Genomic DNA, 16,296 nt, shown 5'->3' with positions numbered 1-16,296 from the left:
CGAGATCGACCGGCCGGTTGAGCGGCAACTACCCTGGAGCCCATGTGGTCCAAGCGCGAGGTGATCGATTACGCGCTGCAACGCAGGAACACCCTGCAGGCGTTGCGGCGCTCGCCACGCACTCTGTCGCGCGCGGACGCCTGCGACGCCGACCCGATGCTGATCCGTGCCGCCCTGCACCATGGCGAGGACGCGTCCGGCCGGTGCCCGATCTGCGAGTCGCGGATGGTGCACCTGCACTACGTCTTCGGCGACCAGCTCGGGCAGTACTCCGGGCGGATCAAGTCGACCGCCGAGCTCGATGAGATGCAGAACGAGTTCGGCGAGTTCAAGGTGTGCGTCGTCGAGGTGTGCACCGACTGCGGCTGGAACCACATGATCACCTCATTCCTGCTCGGCGACGGAGTCACCCGCCGTCCGCCCCGCCGCCAACGAACCGTCGAGGACATCTATGGCTGACCCCTCCACGCGCACCTCCGGCACGCCTGGCCGCAAGCGGAAGAGCGGCTGGCGCCGGTTCTTCACCTGGTTGGGTATCACCGTGCTTGCCTTGGTCGTCGCCGGAGGCACCGTGCTCGGAGTCGCTTACGCCACCGTGCAGCTGCCCAACCCGAATGCCGACTTCCAGACCAACACTTCCTTCGTCTATTACCGCGACGGCAAGGAGAAGATCGGCAATTATCAGATCCAGAACCGGCAGACCCTGGCCTATGCCGACATACCGCAGAATGTGAAGGACGCCATCGTCGCCGGCGAGAACCGGACGTTCTGGACCGATCCCGGCATCTCGGTGTCCGGCCTGATCCGGGCCGCGATCTCGGTGGTGAGCGGCGAGGACGTCGTCGGCGGCTCCACGATCACCCAGCAGTACATCAAGGTGCTCTACCTGACCCAGGACAAGAGTTTCACCCGGAAATTCCGCGAATTGCTGCTGGCCGCCAAGATGGGCCAGGAGATGTCCAAGGAACAGATTCTCGAGGGCTATCTCAACACCGTGTACTTCGGCCGCGGCGCCTACGGCATCGAGGCGGCGTCCCAGGCCTTCTTCGGCAAGTCGGCCGCGAAGCTCGACGACGCCGAGGCGATCGCGCTGACCGCGATGATCAACGATCCCGGCAACCTGGACCCGCGCCAGGGCGAGAAGCAGGCCGCCGATCTGCTCGAGCGCTACCAGTACACGATCAATGCGCTGGTGGAGATGGGCACGATGACGGACGCCGAGAAGGCCACGATCTACTACGAGCTGCCCACATTCCCCAAGGTCGAGCGCGATTCCCAGTTCGGCGGTCCGAAGGGCTATCTGCTCACCATGGTGCAGGACGAATTGCGCGCCAAGGGCTTCACCGAGCAGCAGATCGAAGGGGGTGGGCTGACCATCGTCACCACCTTCGACGCCGATGCCCAAGAGGCCGCCGTCGAAGCCGCCCAGACGATCACTTCGCAGACCGCCGGTGGCAAGGCCAAGAAGATCCGCGAACTGCACGCCGGGCTGGCGTCGATCGACGTCCAGACCGGGGGTGTGCTGGCACTGTACGGCGGACCCGACTTCCTCAAGGGACGCAACTGGGCCACCACGCCGCGTCCCACCGGCTCCACGTTCAAGCCGTACGCGCTGGGCACCGCGCTGAGTCAGGGCTTCACCCTCAACGACGTCTTCAACGGCAGCAGCTTCGTCCCGCCCGGCGGCACCCGTCCGGTGCAGAACGCCGGCAACCGCAACTACGGCAGGGTCACCCTGCAGCAGGCCACCACCAACTCGATCAACACCGCCTATGTCGACCTCGAGACCCAGATGAAGGACGGCCCGGCGAAGACCTTGGAGTTCGCCCAGAGTGTCGGGCTGCCGAAGGCCGGCGGCTGGGATCCGGTGAGCGTCCTGCCGCTGGGCATCCCAGAGGTCAGCCCGCTCAGCCAGGCGTCCGGCTACGCGACCTTCGCCAACGGCGGCAAGCACGCCCAGACCCACGTGGTCGCGCAGGTGGAGGACGGTTCTGGCGCGATCCTCTACCGGGCGGACACCACGGCCAAGCAGGTCATCGACCCCGACGTCGCCAACGATGTCGCCTACGCCCTCACTCATGTGGTGCAGGACGGCACCGCCTCGCGCGCCGGCGGCATGGGCTTCCCGATCGCCGGCAAGACCGGCACCTACTACAACCGGGGCGCGGACGGCGGAGCGGCCACCCAGGCCTGCTGGTTCGTCGGAATGAGCAAGCAGATCTCCACCGCCGTGATGTTCGTGGCAGGCAAGGACGGTACCGACGACCTCGACGAGATCTACCCGAGCTTCTACGGCGGCGGGCCGCCGCTGAGCACCTGGATGGCGTACATGCAGCAGGCGCAGAAGGGTCTGAAGGACATCCCGTTCGACCCGCCGACGCAGCGGACGTCCACTCAGAAACCGACGCTGCCAGCCCGGACGTCCACCCCTACCCGGACCGCGACCGCGACCGCCACGGCCAGTGCGAGTGCGAAGCCGTCCGCCTCGGCCAGCGCCGAGCCGAGCGATGACCCGACCGGCGAGCCGAGCGGGCGGCCGAGCCCCAGGCCGTCGACCCCTCGATGACCACGTCCCGGCTCTTGGGTGGCAGGGTCGGCCAGCGGGCCGAACGATCCGGGGTGTGGTTCAACCCGCAACCGTGGGTGCTGCTGGCCGGGACGGCGTCCTATCTGGTGCTGATGCTGCGCCAACTGCCCTGCCAGCTGGGCGCGCCGGTGTACCAGGCGATGTGCTACAGCGACATCCTGCCGTTGTTCTACTATCGCGGGCTGGCCGACGGGAAAATCCCGTTCATTACCGCCGATGTCGAGTATCCGGTGCTCACCGGCGCCTTGATGGACGCCGCCCGGCGGCTCACCACCTTGCTCGGCGGCCAGGTCGGCCCCGACGTCTCCGACACGGCGACCGCGCAGGCCGCTGCCCTTTTCGTCGGGGTGAACGCGCTGCTGTTGTTCGTCTTCTTCCTGCTGGTGCTGTGGGCGCATCTGCGGCTGGCCCGGTCCTGGGACGCGATGATGATCGCGGTCGCCCCGGCGGTGATCACCACCGGACTGATCAACTGGGACTTCCTGGTGCTGGCGTTCACCGCGCTCGGCGTCCTGGCCTGGTCCCGGAAACATGCCGGCTGGGCAGGCGTGTGGTGGGGGCTCGGGGTCGCCGCCAAGCTGTACCCGTTGCTGCTGTTCGTGCCGTTGGCGGTGCTCTGCTTCCGTTCCGCGCGGCTGAAGGCGTTCTGGTTGGCGGTGGCCGGCGCGGCCGGCAGTTGGGTTGCGGTGAATCTGCCGGTCTACGTGCTCAGCCCGTCCGGCTGGCTCTATTTCTGGACCTTCAACGTCGACCGGGGCGCCGACCTGGGCTCGATCTGGTATGTGCTGAGCTTGGCCGGGCATCCGGTGCCGGACGCGTCCGCCGCCCAGACCTGGTCGATGGTGGTCGGCACGGCGGCGATCTGCCTATTGCTGCTGCTGGCGCCGCGGCGTCCCCGGCTCGCCCAGGGGATGTTGCTGTTGATGGTGCTGTTCCTGGTGGTCAACAAGGTGTACTCGCCGCAGTACGTGCTGTGGCTGCTGCCGTTCGTGGTGCTGGCGCGTCCGCGGTGGCGCGACTGGCTGGTCTGGAGCGCCGGCGAACTGCTGTATTTCATGGCGATCTGGGCACACCTGGACGGCACCCTGGAATCCGGCTCCGGTGGCCAGGGGCCGTATCTGGCCGCGGTACTGGTGCGGGTCGGCGTCCAGCTGTGGATCGCCGGCCTGGTGATCCGCGACATTCTGTTGCCCGGATTCGACCCGGTGCGCAATCCGCAATGGACGAATCGGCATGCGCTGCCGGCAGCGCAGGTCGACGATCCGGACGGCGGGGTATTGGACGGCGCGCCGGTCGCGCGCTGGATGCGGATGGTGCGATGGCTGCGGTGACCTTCCGGCCGGCGGTGCAATCTGTGCCGCCGCCGGTGCGCGACGGGGGACGCCTGGTCGTCCAGACCTGGCTGTTCAGCCGACTGCTGCTGGTCGGCGTCGTGCTGTGGCTCGGCGCCAGCACCGGACGCTCGGCGGCCGGCATGCTGGCCAACTGGGACGTCCAGCACTACTTCGCGATCGCCACCCATGGCTACGCCGACGCCACCGACATCGCCTTCTTCCCCGGTTGGCCGCTGGTGCTGCGCGTGTTCGCGACGTTGGGCGTCCCGATGCTGTGGGCCGGGGTCGGGATCGCGGTGATCTGTTCGGCGCTGGCTGCCGCGGCGCTGCACCGACTCGGCGGTCCGATCGCCGCGGTGGCCTGGTTGTTGGCGCCGACTACGGTGTTCACTCTCGTGCCCTACACCGAGGCGCCGTTCTGCGCGGCCGCGTTCTGGGCCTGGGAGCGGGCCGCCCGCGGACGGTGGGGGGCTGCGGCCGGCCTGGCCGCGGTCGCCTGCACGCTGCGGGTCTCGGGCTTGTTCCTGGTCGGGGCGCTGGTGATCCTGGCGCTCACTCACGGTGGACGTGGACGCCGCGGCGGCGTCCGGACGACGCACGGCGACTCGCCGCCGGCTCCGATCCCTGGTTGGTCGGTTCCGCCCATTGGTTGGCCAATTCGGCCAGCCGGCGCGCCAGTTCCGACGCCCGGTTGGTCGGCTGCGGTCACCCCCGCCCCGCCGGTGCTGACCTGGCGTCAGCGAGTCCGCGCCCTGGCCTGGTTGCTGATCCCGGCGCTGACTCTGTTCGCCTACGCCGCCTACCTGTACCAGCTGACCGGCGACTGGAACGCCTGGTACCGGGCGCAATCGACCGGTTGGCCACGCGGATTCACCTGGCCGTGGGTGTCGCTGCAGCACACCCTGGAGGCGGCTGCCTCGAACGCCTACCCGGCCTTCCCGGAGTGGTCCTGGGTGTTCCGGGGCGAGATCATCTCGATGACGATCGGACTGGCGGTCACCATCATCTGCCTGGTCCGGCGGCGGTGGGCGGAGGCGTCCTGGGTCGGCGTGCAGGTGCTGGCGTTCTCGTGCTCGTACTGGTTCCTCAGCGTGAACCGGGCGGTGCTGCTGTGGTTCCCGCTGTTCATCCTGATCGGCGAGCTGTTCTCCGGCCGCCGGAATGCCAGTCGCGGACGCCGAGGGCTCCGGATCCTGCTGACCTTCTTCGGCGTGCTGGCCGCCGCCGGCGTCCTCTGTTTCTGGGGCTGGCTATTTTTCACCGGACGCTGGTCGAGCTGACAGCGTCCGGGCCGGCGGCTGGTCGGAGCGCCAGGGTCCATCGTCAAATAGCGACCGATTCGCGGGGTCGGTACGCCTACTGAGGCGAGATGCTCCCGGAATCGGTCGCCGATTCGCGGGCGCCGGACGGAATTCTTGGACGAGTTCTGTGGATAACCCGCTTTCGGGCACCCAAGCCGAGGCCGAACGTGATGCGCTGGTCAGGTGGACGATCTCGACGACCTGATGCTGCTCACGAACGTGATGAAGGTGAACAACGGGGTGCTGCGCCGTCGCGACCATCCGCGCTCACGGGCTACCTTCGACGCGCTGGAACGTTCGGGGGCACTGGTGCGCGTTCTCCCCGGCACCTACGTCGACGCCACCCTGGTGACCAGCCGCCGGACGCGGTTCGCGGCAGCCTTGGCGACATCGCCCGGTGCGGTGCTCTGGGGCACGGACGCGATCGCCGCACTGACTGGGACCCTGGACGGACGTCCGTTCAACGCCAAGGATCGCGTCCAGCTGGCTCATCCACGAGGGCACGCCTCGACGGCTGCCGTCCGCTGGGTCCGGCGCCGCGTGCCGCCGGAGCATCGCGTCCGGGTGGAAGGCTTGCGCTGTCCCTCTGCCCGCTATCTCGCCGTCGAAAGTGCGGCGCGCGATTCCGGCGTCCTGCTGGAACGATTCCTGCGCACCGGCCTGGTCAAGCCGTCCGAGTTGGCCGACACGGTATCGGTCTTCGACGGAAGTGTCGGGCAGGCGACCCGGCGTCGCGTCGTCCGGACCAGCATCGACAACCCCTGGTCGGGTGGAGAGCGGCTGTTGCACACGGTGCTGCGACGCCATCGAATAGCAGGCTGGGTGGCGAACGCCGAACTGGTGATCGACGGCGGTCGCTACTTCCCCGACGTCCTGTTCGAGGAGGCCGGACTCGTGGTCGAGTTCGACGGCTACGAGGTGCACAGCAAGCCGGAGGTCTTCGAATCCGATCGGCGACGCCAGAACGCCCTGGTGGGAGCCGACTACCGCGTCCTGAGATACACCTGGAAACAGCTCAACGACGAGCCGTCGGTGATGATCGGTCAGGTGCGGGCCTTCCTCGCCCGTCAATCAGCGACCGATTTGGCACCTACCTGAGGCAGCGGAGGCGAGATGCCTGCCAAATCGGTCGCGGATCCGCGAGCCTCCAACCACTTCACGGCTTCCCGGCGCGACAGCGGCGAGAGTTGGGACGCCTGGGCGGCGACATACCCGCGGACCCAGTCGGCGCCCGTCTTGGAGTAGTCCCGCAGCGCCCAGCCGATCGCCTTGCGAGCGAAGAAGTCCGGGTCGTCGATGCTGCCCTCGATCGCGTAGGTCAGCAGGTCGATGTCGGTGCGGTCGCGGGCGCCGAGCTGGGCGATGATCGAGACCCTGCGCAGCCACAGATCGGGCTCCCGCGACCAGGCTCGCAACACGGTAGTCATCGCCGGACGATCGGACGCCAACAGGTCACCGGCAACGTGCGAGAGTTCATCGACCAGGTCCCACCAGGCGCCGGACGTGACCAGGTGCCGCAGCAGCCCCAGCAGGTCCTCGTCCGGGAGCAGCCAGTCCCGGTAGCGCCGATGCCGCAGGACGCCGATCGCCGCATACCGCTCCTCGCGATGGGTGGCCTCGTCCCAGAGCGCCGCCACGGCCGCGAGCCAGGAGACACGATCCGGCACCGGATGCGCGGTGACGACACTACGGACGAGCACCCGCACCTGGGGAACGGTCAGCCCGTAGAAGGGCAGCGCTGACTTCATGTAACGCTGCTGACCGACGGCGCGCTCGGGGTCGCCGCCCTCGGCCAGCGCCGTCCGGATCGCCTCGACCAGCCGGGCGGACGCCTTGGGCACGCCGTCCATGCCTCAGCAGTCGCCGACGATGAAGGCGTCCAGCAGGGCGGCGAGCTGTTCGGCCAGATCGGCCGGACGGCTCTCGCCGCGCAGCAGGCTGAGGCTGACCGTGTTCTCGTAGACCGCGCCGAGCAGTTCGATCACCTGGGAGCTCGGGACGGACAGCCGGGCGCCGACCCGGTCGAGCGCGACGTCCAGCAGGCCGGAGGTCGACTTCGAGATGCCCTCGTGCACCGCCAGCCAGCCCTCGCGCAACTCCGGCGTGCGCAGCGCGTGCAACCGCAGCTCCATCATGCTGACCAGTTCGGCAGGCTTCTTCGGCTGCGCCTCCAGGAACACGCCGACGGCGTCCCGGATCAGCCCCTCGGTGCCGCCGCCGGCAGGTCCGGGCACGTCCGGAATCACCGCGATCGCGGCCTGCATCGCCGACAGATACTGCTCACCCTTGCGGCGCAGCACGTCGAGGCACAGCTCGTCCTTGGATTCGAAGTTGGAGTAGAACGCGCCGCGGGTGAAGCCGGCCCGCTCGCAGATCTCCTCCACCGAGGAACCGAGCACACCGCGCTCGCCGAACAACTCCACGGCGGCGTCCAGCAGCCGCTGCCGCGTCGCCTCGCGGCGGGGGCTGCGCCGCACGGTCTCCGGGGTGGTGTTCATCGCGGCATCCTAGCTGTTTGCATACGCGCTTGTATTGAATACACTGCTGCATCGGATACACAACTGTATCGATAGTTCTGTATCGAAGGCTCTGGGGAGGGGACAGCCGATGTCGTCGATGCTGTATCGGATCGGACGTGCCTGTTACCGGCACGGCGTCCGGGTCCTGGCCGTCTGGCTGCTCCTGCTCGCCGGGCTCGGCGGGGCGGTCGGACTGCTCGGCGGGGCGCAGTTCAACGACAGCTTCCGGATCCCCGGCGCGTCCTCGCAGGTCGCCCTCGACCAGTTGAAGATGACCTTCCCGTCCGGCGCGGCCACCACCGCTCAGGTGGTGCTGCTGCTGCCCGAGGGCGAATCGCTGAACGCCAAGGCGACCAAGACGGAGGTGATCGATGCGCTCGACACCTTCAAGGAGCTCGCCATCGTCGACGACGTGGTCAGCCCCTACAACGAGCACGTCGACGGCCTGATCTCCGACAACGGACGCGCCGGGCTGGCCAACGTGCAGCTCAACGTGTCGGTCACCGAGATCACCGCCGACCAGAAGCAGCAACTGGAAGATCAGGCCGCCAAGGTCGCCGGCCTGCTGCCTGGCTCCGAGGTGCATCTCGGCGGCGAGGTGTTCTCCACCCATATCCCGCACCTGAGCATCATCGAGGGTCTGGGCGTGGTGGTCGCGGTCATCGTGCTGCTGGTGGTGCTCGGCTCGGTCACCGCCGCCGCGATGCCGGTCGGCACCGCCCTGATCGGCGTCGGCATCGCGGTCGAGGTCACCATGCTGGCCTCGCAGGTGATCGAGGTGAACTCGACCAGCCTGATGCTCGCCGTGATGATCTCGCTCGCCGTCGGCATCGACTACGCGCTGTTCATCGTCTCCCGGCATCGCGACCAGCTCAGCCAGGGCCTGGACGCCGAGGAGTCGACCGCGCGCGCCGTGGCCACCGCCGGCTCGGCGGTGGTGTTCGCCGGCCTCACCGTGATCATCGCGCTGGCCGGCCTGACCATCTCGGGCGTGCCGTTCCTGGGCGTGATGGGCATCTTCTCCGCCGTCGGCGTGTTCTTCGAGGTGCTGCTGGCGCTGACTCTGCTGCCCGCCTTCCTCGGTTTCGCCGGCGAGCGGCTGCGGCCCAAGGATCGCCGCGCCGTACGGGCCGCCAAGGCGGCCGCTGCCTCGGGTGCCCAGCGCGTCGAGGCTGCGGACGCCGCGCCGGCGTCCGTCCGGAAGAGGTTCGATCTCCGCAGCGCCTGGGTCCGGACGGTGACCGCCGTCCCGCTGCTCACCGTCGCGCTGGTGGTGGCCGCGCTCGGCGCACTGGCCTTCCCGGCCAAGGACCTGCAGCTCGCCCTGCCCAACTCGGGGCGCAACCCGATCAGCTACGCCGACCGGGTCACCTTCGACGTGATCAGCCGCGAGTTCGGCATCGGCTACAACGGGCCGCTGGTGATCACCGGCACCATCGTCGAATCGGACGACCCGCTGCAGATCGTCGACGACCTGAAGGCCGACATCGAGAAGCTGCCGGGCGTCCAACTGGTGCCGCTGGCCACCCCCAACGAGAACGCCGACACCGCGCTGATCCAGGTGATCCCGACCACCGGCCCGGACGACCCGGCAACCGCCGAACTGGTCCAGACCTTGCGCGCCCAGCACGACCGATGGCTGAGCGAGTACGAAATCGACACCTCGGTGACCGGCGCGACCGCCGTCCAGATCGACGTCACCCAGCGGCTCGCCGGCGCCCTGCTGCCGTTCGGCATCTTCGTGGTCGGGCTGTCGCTGGTGCTGCTGACGCTGGTGTTCCGATCGATCTGGGTGCCGATCAAGGCCGCGCTCGGCTTCCTGCTCAGCGTCGGTGCGGCATTCGGCGCGACCGCGCTGGTGTTCAACCAGGGCTGGTTCAAAGAGGTGGTCAACCTGGGCGAACCGGCTCCGGTGATCAGCTTCCTGCCGATCATCCTGATGGGCGTTCTGTTCGGCCTGGCCATGGACTACGAGGTCTTCCTGGTCTCCCGGATGCGCGAGGAATACGTGCACGGCAACACCGACCGCTTCGTCGAGGACGGCTTCATCCACTCTTCGCGGGTGGTGGTGGCCGCCGCGCTGATCATGTTCGCGGTCTTCGCGTTCTTCGTCCCCTCCGGTGAGGGAACCATCAAACCGATCGCGTTCGCCCTTGCCATCGGGGTGGCGATCGACGCATTCGTGGTCCGGATGACCCTGGTTCCGGCGGTGATGAAGCTGTTCGGACGGCAGGCCTGGTGGCTGCCGCGCTGGCTCGACCGCCGGATGCCGGTGGTCGACATCGAGGGCGAGGCGCTGGCCCACCAGCTGAAGCTGCAGTCCTGGCCCGAGGCCGGCGGACACGTCGTCTACGGCCGCCGCCTGGCCGTGCGCGGCGCGTTCGACGGTGTCGACATCGCGGTCAGACCCGGCGAGGTGCTGGTCGTGGAGGGCGAGGTGACCGCCCGCCGCGCCCTGCTGCTCGCCCTGGCCGGACGCCTGCCGCTGACCAGCGGCGATGTCGTGGTCGCCGGACGCGCTCTGCCCGAGCAGGCGTCCGAGGTGCGCCGGATCGCCGCCGTCGCCGCGCCGTCCCATCGATCCCCGATCCGCGACTTCGACGGACCCGTGCTGCTGGTCGAAGAGGCCGACCTGTTCAACGGACGCCAGCGTGCCGCGCTCGCGGAGAGGCTGCGCACCATCACCGAGGCCGGCGGCTGCGCCGTCCTGGCCCATGCCCCGGGCGCCGACCTGTCGGACCTGTTGCCGTCCGCGCACCGGACCGTGACCCTGCAAGGAGAACCCAGTCATGTCTGAAGCCACTCGTTCCTTCTCGTGGCGCACCCTGCTCGCCCTGGTGCTGGTGCCGGTGCTGGTCGCCGGCGGATTCCTGTGGGGCACCTGGAACGCGGGGGAGCGTCTGCACCGGGTCGAGGCCGCCGTGGTGAACCTCGACGAGGGGGTCACCCTGGAGGGCCAGTTCGTCCCGCTCGGGCGGCAGCTGTCGGCCGACCTGGTCGACACCGAGAAGCAGCAGAACTTCACCTGGGTGCTGGCCGACGAGGCGCACGCCTGGCCCGGGCTGTCGTCCGGACGCTACGCGGCGGTGGTCGTGATCCCGAAGAACTTCTCCGAGGTGGCCACCTCGTACGGCAACGAGGATCCGGCCACCGCCGAGCAGGCCACCATCGCGGTGCACACCTCCCCGGTGGCCGGGGTGGCGGACGGCTGGCTCGGCAACGTGCTGGCCGGGGCGGCGTCCCGGACCCTGAACGAGACGCTGACCAAGGCCTACCTGGACCGCATCTACATCGGCTTCAACGACACCGGCAAGCAGTTCCAGACCGTCGCGGACGCCGCCGGCAAGCTGGCCGACGGCACCGACGAGCTCGGCGACGGCATCCGCACCGCCGCCGATGGCGCCGAGCAGCTTTCCACCGGCGCCCGCCAGCTGGCCGACGGACTCGGCACGCTGTCGTCGAAGACGTCGTCGCTGCCTGCGCAGACCACGAAACTGTCCGACGGGGTGTCGCAATATGTCGAGGGCGTCAACGATCTGGCCCAGAGCACCATCGATTCGCTGTCGGGCCAGGTGAAACTGGCCGGCGGACTGCGGCAGCTCGCCACCGGTTCGAGCGGGATCGCCGACGGCCTGACCGCCTACCAGAGCGCCCTCACCAGCAACGCCAAGCAGGCGACCCAGGGCGCGGAGCAGATCGAGCAGCTGCTGGCCGGGGTGCAGAGCGATCCGGCGACGTACCTGCCCGCTGCGATCGCCGCGATCAAGCAGGCTTGCGGCGTCGAAACCGACGCCGACCAGCTGGCCGTGGCCGGCGCCGGCTGTGTCGGCTCGCTGAAGGGAGCGGCCCAGGCCCTGACCCTAGCGGCGCAGGGCCTGGACACCGAGGACGAGGAGTCCGGAGAGAGTCTGACCAGCGCGGCCGAGGCGGTCGCCGCCGGCATGAGAACGGTCAGCGATCAGCTGACGAACGGGTTGCCGGACGTCGACAAGACCACCAAGCAGCTGAAGCAGCTCATCGCGGGCGGCAAGCAGCTCGCATCCGGCACCAAGCAGCTGGCAGACGGCATGCCCGCGTTGACCGACGGAATCGGCAAGCTCGCTGACGGCTCCGGTCAGCTGGCGACCGGGGTCGCGTCGCTGAGCACCGGCCTGGGCAAGGCGGCGGACGGCTCCGGCAGCCTCGCCGACGGGTCGCGCAAGCTGGCCGACGGACTGGCCGAGGGTGCCGACAAGGTGCCCAGCTACAGCAAGGCCGACCGGGAGAACCTCTCGGCAGTGGTCGCCGCGCCGGTCAGTTCGGACGCCACCAGCAGTGTGGTGGCGCCGACCGCGTCCTGGGTCAGCCTGCTGCTGGCTCTGGCGCTCTGGATCGGCGCGCTGGCCACCTTCGCGATGGTGAAGCCGCTGGACGGACGCCTGGCGCTGTCCACGGCGTCCACCACGACCCTGGTCTGGCGGGCGCTGCGTCCGGGGCTGATCGTGGCCGTCGCGCAGGCGATCGTGCTGACCGCGATCGGCGCCGGCGTGCTGGGCCTGGCGTTGCCGGCGGCGTCCGCTCTGGCTGGCTTCCTGCTGCTCGCCGGAGTGGCGTTCGTGCTGGTCAACCACGCTGTGGCGGCCTGGTTCGGCAACGCCGGACGGCTGCTGGCGATCGCTTTCGCGGTGCTCACCACGGTCGGTGCGGTGACCGGCGCGGCGCCGGAGTTCTTCGACAGTGCGCGTCCGGTCTCGCCGGTCTCCCCGGCTCTGGACGGCGTGCGGGCCATCGTCACCAACGCCACCGGGACCTCCGCCGCGGTGTTCACCCTGCTGGGCTGGGCGGTGCTCGCCCTCGGCGCCAGCATCATGGCCGTCGTCCGGCGCCGCACCGTCCGGCTCCGCGAGGTGCCCGCCCTGGCCTGATCGGCGTCCTCGCCATCCCGGCTAGGAGCCGGCGAGCAGGTTGAGGGTCAGCTGCGCCTGGGTCCGGTGGTCCTCGGGCAGCGCGCCGAAGGGCGCGGCACAGAGATTGTCGCCGTGGTGCCGGGCACGATCGCCAAGCGGGCGTTGACGGTGCGCCGCAAGGCTTGCGTGCCGCCCTCGATCGTGGGGCGTTCGACGTTCATCGGTACGCCTCCAGCAACTCGGCGAGTGTCCGGCGGCCGACGCCCCGCAGCCGAGGATCGGTGCTGGTCGCGGCGTCCAACGCCGCAGCCGGCGTGGTCGCGACGAGGTCACGAACGCGGTCGAAGGCGAAGCCGGTTGTGCGCAGGAACACGGACCCACCTGCGTCAGCCCGCAGCCCGAGTGAGCGGGCGGTGTCATCGAGGTCGGTCGCGGCGAGGTAGCCGTCCACACTCTCGTCGACCGCGTCGGTGATTCCGAGTAGTCGCAGGTTGGTGGAGGCGATCTGGTCGCGTAGCCGCGGGAGTGCCGCGCGGTGGGCGTCATAGGTGCGGACCCGGGCGCGGTCCCGCATCCGGGTCAGCAGGTCATCGACGTCGGTGATGACGCGCAACGTCGACCGGAGTCGCGAGGCTTGCACGACACCGAGCCAGTCGGCGTCGAGGCCGGACAGGAGTGCCACGGCACCCCACGCGGTGTGCTCGGCCCAGGTCCGGGTGCGACCCTGGCGCTGAGACTGGATGTAGCGGTCGACTGAGGTGCGGTCGATGAGCCCCCGCGCCACCCGGCTGAGTGAACCGGCGTCCGCAAGTCGCCGGGCATGACGAGTTGATACCCCGAGGGCGCTCGCTGCCTCCTTGATCGTGAGGAACTCACCTGCCATAACAGATAATGTCCCATACCGGACCTAATCTGTAAAGCGCGGGTGAGCGTCGCGGTCAGCGAGGCCGCATCTGCCTTGCCCGACACCGGCAGGTCGAGGGCTGCCACATCGACTCTGATGCAGCTATGATGCAACCATGCGAACCACGGTCGACCTGCCGTCGGCGGTTCACCGGCGCGCTCGGGAGTTGGCTGCCCGAAGAGGGCAGTCCCTGTCGTCGGTGATCGCTGACCTGACCGTGCGCGGGTTGGCCCAACTCGACGATCCGGTGACGTTGCAGACGGACTCGAGGACCGGGCTGCCGGTGCTCTCGCTGGGTCGTGCCGTGACGTCCGCAGATGTCGCCGAAGTGCTCGATGACGAATGACGACGTACCTGCTGGACGCCAATGTCCTGATCGCGCTCACCATTCGCGAACACGAGCACCATGACCGCGCGAGCGAGTGGTTGGCGAGGGTGGAGGAGTTCGCGGTCTCGCCGGTGGTGGAAGGCGCGCTCGTCCGGTTCCTGCTTCGCACCGGTGAGTCCGGCGCCACGGCTCACGCCATTCTGAGTGGCGTCCGGCAACACTCGCGGTGCCGGTTCCTGCCGGACGACTCCTCGTATCTCGATGCCGACTTGCCGAACCTGCGCGGCCACCGCCAAGTCACGGACGCCTACCTCTCCGCCTCGGCCCGGCGCCATGGCGTTCTGCTGGCCACCATCGACGCCGGCCTGGCTCAAGAGCATCCGGACGTTGCGCGACTACTACCCGCGTAGTGTTGCCGCCGAGGAGCTCGCGGAGGCGCGATAGCCCTCCTACTCGGACCACGGACGGGCGACCCACGCGGCCGTGTCGGATGACCGATCGTGGCGATAGGTTGAAGGCGACCCGACCGGCGGGGAGATTCCTTTTCGTTCTCAAGGGGGCACACCCTCCGATCGCTATTGACGTTCCACTTGGCGAGGGGTAGCCTGCAAAGCTCAACCTACCACGGGAGTACTCCGTGCAAGATGTATGTTACTTCTCGTCCGCCGCGCCTACTACCAACGGAACCCTCTTGTCACCGACGATGACGGGGTGGAGGATGCCATCTATTTGTCTTGTCGGGTTTGCTCTGTTTCTAGGGCCAGTGGTTTCGACAGCAAAAGCAGAGGAGGTTAGCCGCAGCGACATCGTTATCACGAGTGGTTCAGGCGGCTTCACGACCACCTTGAAACTCGCACTGTCGAAGCCGATCACCGCGACACAAAGGCGGCAGGTCATTAAAGACTTGAAATCAGGGGCAGCCGACGGACAAGTGAGTCCGATGGCTATGATCAGAATAGACTGCAATCAGACTTTCGCGAGAACAACGAATGAGGGTACTTGGGAGACGGACTACAAGTGCTTTCCAACTTACGCCACGCTTCCATGGGGCTTCCGAATTTCCAAGAGTGTAAGAGGTATCATCGTCGGCCTCGTCAAGGAGCACGGCTTGAAGTGGTGGCGTAACAACGTGTCACAGCCGAAGAACGCTCCACATCTCGAAGCGAAGGACTACATCTTTCACGGCACTATGAAGAAGGTGTGGAACGGCGATACGGTCGCCTATAAGGATCTCTACACTTTCCGCCACAACGTTAATGGCGGAGGTGACGGGAGTATTAGTACGGGAGGGACATTTGGCGTCGGTCCGTGAGTTGGCGCTATCGCTCGCGGAGCAGTTCTTGCGAAGTGCTCCGCTGGCGGAGCCTTGGTCGCCAAGGCTCTTGCGTGATGAACCCGAGCATGAGTGGACCGGTGTAGGCGCGGAGTTCGTCGTGCTGAAGCTGGTCCGCACCTCTGACGCTGTGGCCGGTTATGCGACGTTGACGGGTTCTACGCCGGACGATAGGGCGCAGTCCGAGTTTGTCGATCAGTTGCAGGATATCCTCCTCGAGAATGGTGGCGGAATGGCATGGCCCCCATGTCAGGGACATCTGCATCCGATGAATCCGATCGTCGTCAACGGCGCAATTCGGTGGCGGTGCCCGGCGGCTGTCACGACGGGCGGTAAGACTGACGGGTCCTCGTGAACGGTGACGGCCCAGGAGGGGATGCTCACCCTGGAGCAAGTGGGGCGTCGGCTCGACGTTCACCGCTCGACCGTCGTCCGCAAGATTCTGGCGGGTGAGACCCGGGCGGCCAGAGTGGGAAACCGCCATCGCGTCCCATACTCGGAGTTCCAGCGATTCCGCGACCCTAAGATGGGCCAAAGGGACGGTTCTTTCGGTCCACGAGTGGACCGAAAGAACCGTCCCCGTTTGGTTGCGGCAGCGGCTACTTGACTTCGAGCACCGGGGTGCCGGCGGAGGCGTTGCCGGTGGTCAGCTTCAGGCGCTTGCCGTCCAGGTTGGTGATGACCACGATGATGGTGGTCTCCTTGCCCTGCTCGACGACGTAGCCGAGATCCATCGCGGCCAGCGGCTGGCCGGCGCTGACCTTGTCGCCCTTGGTGACCTTGATGTCGAAGCCCTCGCCCTTCAGCGCGACGGTGTCGATGCCCATGTGGATGAGCACGTCCAGGCCGTCGTCGCTGTGCATGATGATCGCGTGCTTGGTCGGGAAGATGCTGACGATCTCTCCGTTGAACGGTGACACCACCCCGTCGGACGTGGGCCGAACCGCGAAGCCGTCGCCCATCGTCTTGCTGGCGAAGACCGGGTCGGACACCGCGTCCATGGCGATCACGTCGCCGTCGGCCACGCTCAACAGGGTCGGGGCCGGCTTCTTCTTGAATCCGAAAACCATCTGAATGTCACTTCCTTCGGGTGCGTTGTTGTGG

General features: G+C 68.0%; 15 protein-coding genes. 11 read left to right on the top strand and 4 right to left on the bottom strand.

The annotated features are described in order from the left end of the window. Positions 1 to 42: 42 nt before the first annotated feature. The 5 genes from QM619_RS02010 (at position 43) to QM619_RS01990 (ending at position 6,320) form a co-directional block, all read left to right on the top strand. On the top strand, positions 43 to 459 hold the full coding sequence (locus QM619_RS02010; RefSeq protein WP_415103772.1) for a DUF5318 family protein: 417 nt from the start codon (positions 43 to 45) through the stop codon (positions 457 to 459). Next, positions 452 to 2,566: a transglycosylase domain-containing protein gene (locus tag QM619_RS02005; RefSeq protein WP_415103770.1), complete on the top strand. Its 2,115-nt coding sequence runs from the start codon at positions 452 to 454 to the stop codon at positions 2,564 to 2,566. The genes QM619_RS02010 and QM619_RS02005 overlap by 8 nt, the downstream gene beginning before the upstream one ends. Further along, positions 2,563 to 3,918, top strand: coding sequence for a glycosyltransferase family 87 protein (locus QM619_RS02000; protein WP_415103768.1), 1,356 nt, complete (start codon positions 2,563 to 2,565; stop codon positions 3,916 to 3,918). The genes QM619_RS02005 and QM619_RS02000 overlap by 4 nt, the downstream gene beginning before the upstream one ends. Further along, positions 3,906 to 5,201: a mannosyltransferase family protein gene (locus QM619_RS01995; protein ID WP_415103766.1), complete on the top strand. Its 1,296-nt coding sequence runs from the start codon at positions 3,906 to 3,908 to the stop codon at positions 5,199 to 5,201. Before QM619_RS02000 ends, QM619_RS01995 begins: the two co-directional genes overlap by 13 nt. Before the next feature lie 204 nt (positions 5,202 to 5,405). Continuing rightward, entirely contained in the window at positions 5,406 to 6,320 is a 915-nt protein-coding gene (locus QM619_RS01990) for an endonuclease domain-containing protein (RefSeq protein ID WP_415103764.1), read from the top strand. Here QM619_RS01990 and QM619_RS01985 read toward each other — a convergent pair. Beyond that, entirely contained in the window at positions 6,290 to 7,072 is a 783-nt protein-coding gene (locus tag QM619_RS01985; protein ID WP_415103762.1) for a DNA alkylation repair protein, read from the bottom strand. The genes QM619_RS01990 and QM619_RS01985 overlap by 31 nt on opposite strands. 3 nt (positions 7,073 to 7,075) lie before the next feature. Beyond that, positions 7,076 to 7,720: a TetR/AcrR family transcriptional regulator gene (locus QM619_RS01980; RefSeq protein ID WP_415103760.1), complete on the bottom strand. Its 645-nt coding sequence runs from the start codon at positions 7,718 to 7,720 to the stop codon at positions 7,076 to 7,078. 109 nt (positions 7,721 to 7,829) lie between these two features. Here QM619_RS01980 and QM619_RS01975 point away from each other — a divergent pair, with 109 nt between their 5' ends. Continuing rightward, positions 7,830 to 10,538 carry an MMPL family transporter gene (locus QM619_RS01975; RefSeq protein ID WP_415103758.1) on the top strand — a complete coding sequence of 903 codons (2,709 nt, stop codon included), beginning with the start codon at positions 7,830 to 7,832 and terminating at the stop codon, positions 10,536 to 10,538. Then, positions 10,531 to 12,645 (top strand): YhgE/Pip family protein, encoded by a 2,115-nt coding sequence (locus QM619_RS01970; protein ID WP_415103756.1) that lies wholly within the window; start codon positions 10,531 to 10,533, stop codon positions 12,643 to 12,645. Before QM619_RS01975 ends, QM619_RS01970 begins: the two co-directional genes overlap by 8 nt. 199 nt (positions 12,646 to 12,844) lie before the next feature. On the opposite strand, the gene QM619_RS01965 is transcribed toward QM619_RS01970, so the two are convergent. Continuing rightward, complete coding sequence (locus QM619_RS01965; RefSeq protein ID WP_415103754.1) at positions 12,845 to 13,510, bottom strand: helix-turn-helix domain-containing protein; 666 nt, start codon at positions 13,508 to 13,510, stop codon at positions 12,845 to 12,847. A gap of 136 nt (positions 13,511 to 13,646) precedes the next feature. Between QM619_RS01965 and QM619_RS01960 the strand changes: the two genes are divergently transcribed. From QM619_RS01960 to QM619_RS01945, 4 genes are all read left to right on the top strand, one after another. Continuing rightward, the gene (locus QM619_RS01960) at positions 13,647 to 13,877 is read left to right on the top strand and encodes a hypothetical protein (RefSeq protein ID WP_415103752.1); all 231 of its coding nucleotides are present in this window, start codon (positions 13,647 to 13,649) and stop codon (positions 13,875 to 13,877) included. Beyond that, positions 13,874 to 14,269 (top strand): TA system VapC family ribonuclease toxin, encoded by a 396-nt coding sequence (locus tag QM619_RS01955; protein ID WP_415103750.1) that lies wholly within the window; start codon positions 13,874 to 13,876, stop codon positions 14,267 to 14,269. The genes QM619_RS01960 and QM619_RS01955 overlap by 4 nt, the downstream gene beginning before the upstream one ends. Before the next feature lie 353 nt (positions 14,270 to 14,622). Further along, positions 14,623 to 15,171 (top strand): hypothetical protein, encoded by a 549-nt coding sequence (locus QM619_RS01950; protein ID WP_415103748.1) that lies wholly within the window; start codon positions 14,623 to 14,625, stop codon positions 15,169 to 15,171. Between the two features lie 397 nt (positions 15,172 to 15,568). Beyond that, positions 15,569 to 15,799, top strand: a complete 231-nt coding sequence (locus QM619_RS01945; RefSeq protein ID WP_415103746.1) for an excisionase family DNA-binding protein — start codon at positions 15,569 to 15,571, stop codon at positions 15,797 to 15,799. Here the strand turns inward: QM619_RS01945 and QM619_RS01940 are convergent. Continuing rightward, the gene (locus tag QM619_RS01940) at positions 15,792 to 16,262 is read right to left on the bottom strand and encodes a PTS sugar transporter subunit IIA (RefSeq protein WP_415103744.1); all 471 of its coding nucleotides are present in this window, start codon (positions 16,260 to 16,262) and stop codon (positions 15,792 to 15,794) included. The two genes, QM619_RS01945 and QM619_RS01940, sit on opposite strands and share 8 nt — an antisense overlap. Positions 16,263 to 16,296: the final 34 nt, after the last annotated feature.

Source organism: Micropruina sp. (assembly GCF_047606665.1).
Taxonomy (GTDB): Bacteria; Actinomycetota; Actinomycetes; order Propionibacteriales; family Propionibacteriaceae; genus Micropruina.
Note: the sequence above shows the minus strand (reverse complement) of the source record. Positions and strands in the feature narration are given on the sequence as shown.

What these genes read in the sequence shown, in the direction of transcription:
- QM619_RS01995 (WP_415103766.1), top strand. Translation starts at nt 3,906, where the DNA reads ATGGCTGCGGTGACCTTCCGGCCGGCGGTGCAATCTGTGCCGCCGCCG.
- QM619_RS01985 (WP_415103762.1), bottom strand. Translation starts at nt 7,072, where the DNA reads ATGGACGGCGTGCCCAAGGCGTCCGCCCGGCTGGTCGAGGCGATCCGG.
- QM619_RS01965 (WP_415103754.1), bottom strand. Translation starts at nt 13,510, where the DNA reads ATGGCAGGTGAGTTCCTCACGATCAAGGAGGCAGCGAGCGCCCTCGGG.
- QM619_RS01945 (WP_415103746.1), top strand. Translation starts at nt 15,569, where the DNA reads ATGCTCACCCTGGAGCAAGTGGGGCGTCGGCTCGACGTTCACCGCTCG.
- QM619_RS01940 (WP_415103744.1), bottom strand. Translation starts at nt 16,262, where the DNA reads ATGGTTTTCGGATTCAAGAAGAAGCCGGCCCCGACCCTGTTGAGCGTG.
- QM619_RS02000 (WP_415103768.1), top strand. Translation starts at nt 2,563, where the DNA reads ATGACCACGTCCCGGCTCTTGGGTGGCAGGGTCGGCCAGCGGGCCGAA.
- QM619_RS01960 (WP_415103752.1), top strand. Translation starts at nt 13,647, where the DNA reads ATGCGAACCACGGTCGACCTGCCGTCGGCGGTTCACCGGCGCGCTCGG.
- QM619_RS01980 (WP_415103760.1), bottom strand. Translation starts at nt 7,720, where the DNA reads ATGAACACCACCCCGGAGACCGTGCGGCGCAGCCCCCGCCGCGAGGCG.
- QM619_RS02010 (WP_415103772.1), top strand. Translation starts at nt 43, where the DNA reads ATGTGGTCCAAGCGCGAGGTGATCGATTACGCGCTGCAACGCAGGAAC.
- QM619_RS01970 (WP_415103756.1), top strand. Translation starts at nt 10,531, where the DNA reads ATGTCTGAAGCCACTCGTTCCTTCTCGTGGCGCACCCTGCTCGCCCTG.
- QM619_RS01955 (WP_415103750.1), top strand. Translation starts at nt 13,874, where the DNA reads ATGACGACGTACCTGCTGGACGCCAATGTCCTGATCGCGCTCACCATT.
- QM619_RS01975 (WP_415103758.1), top strand. Translation starts at nt 7,830, where the DNA reads ATGTCGTCGATGCTGTATCGGATCGGACGTGCCTGTTACCGGCACGGC.
- QM619_RS02005 (WP_415103770.1), top strand. Translation starts at nt 452, where the DNA reads ATGGCTGACCCCTCCACGCGCACCTCCGGCACGCCTGGCCGCAAGCGG.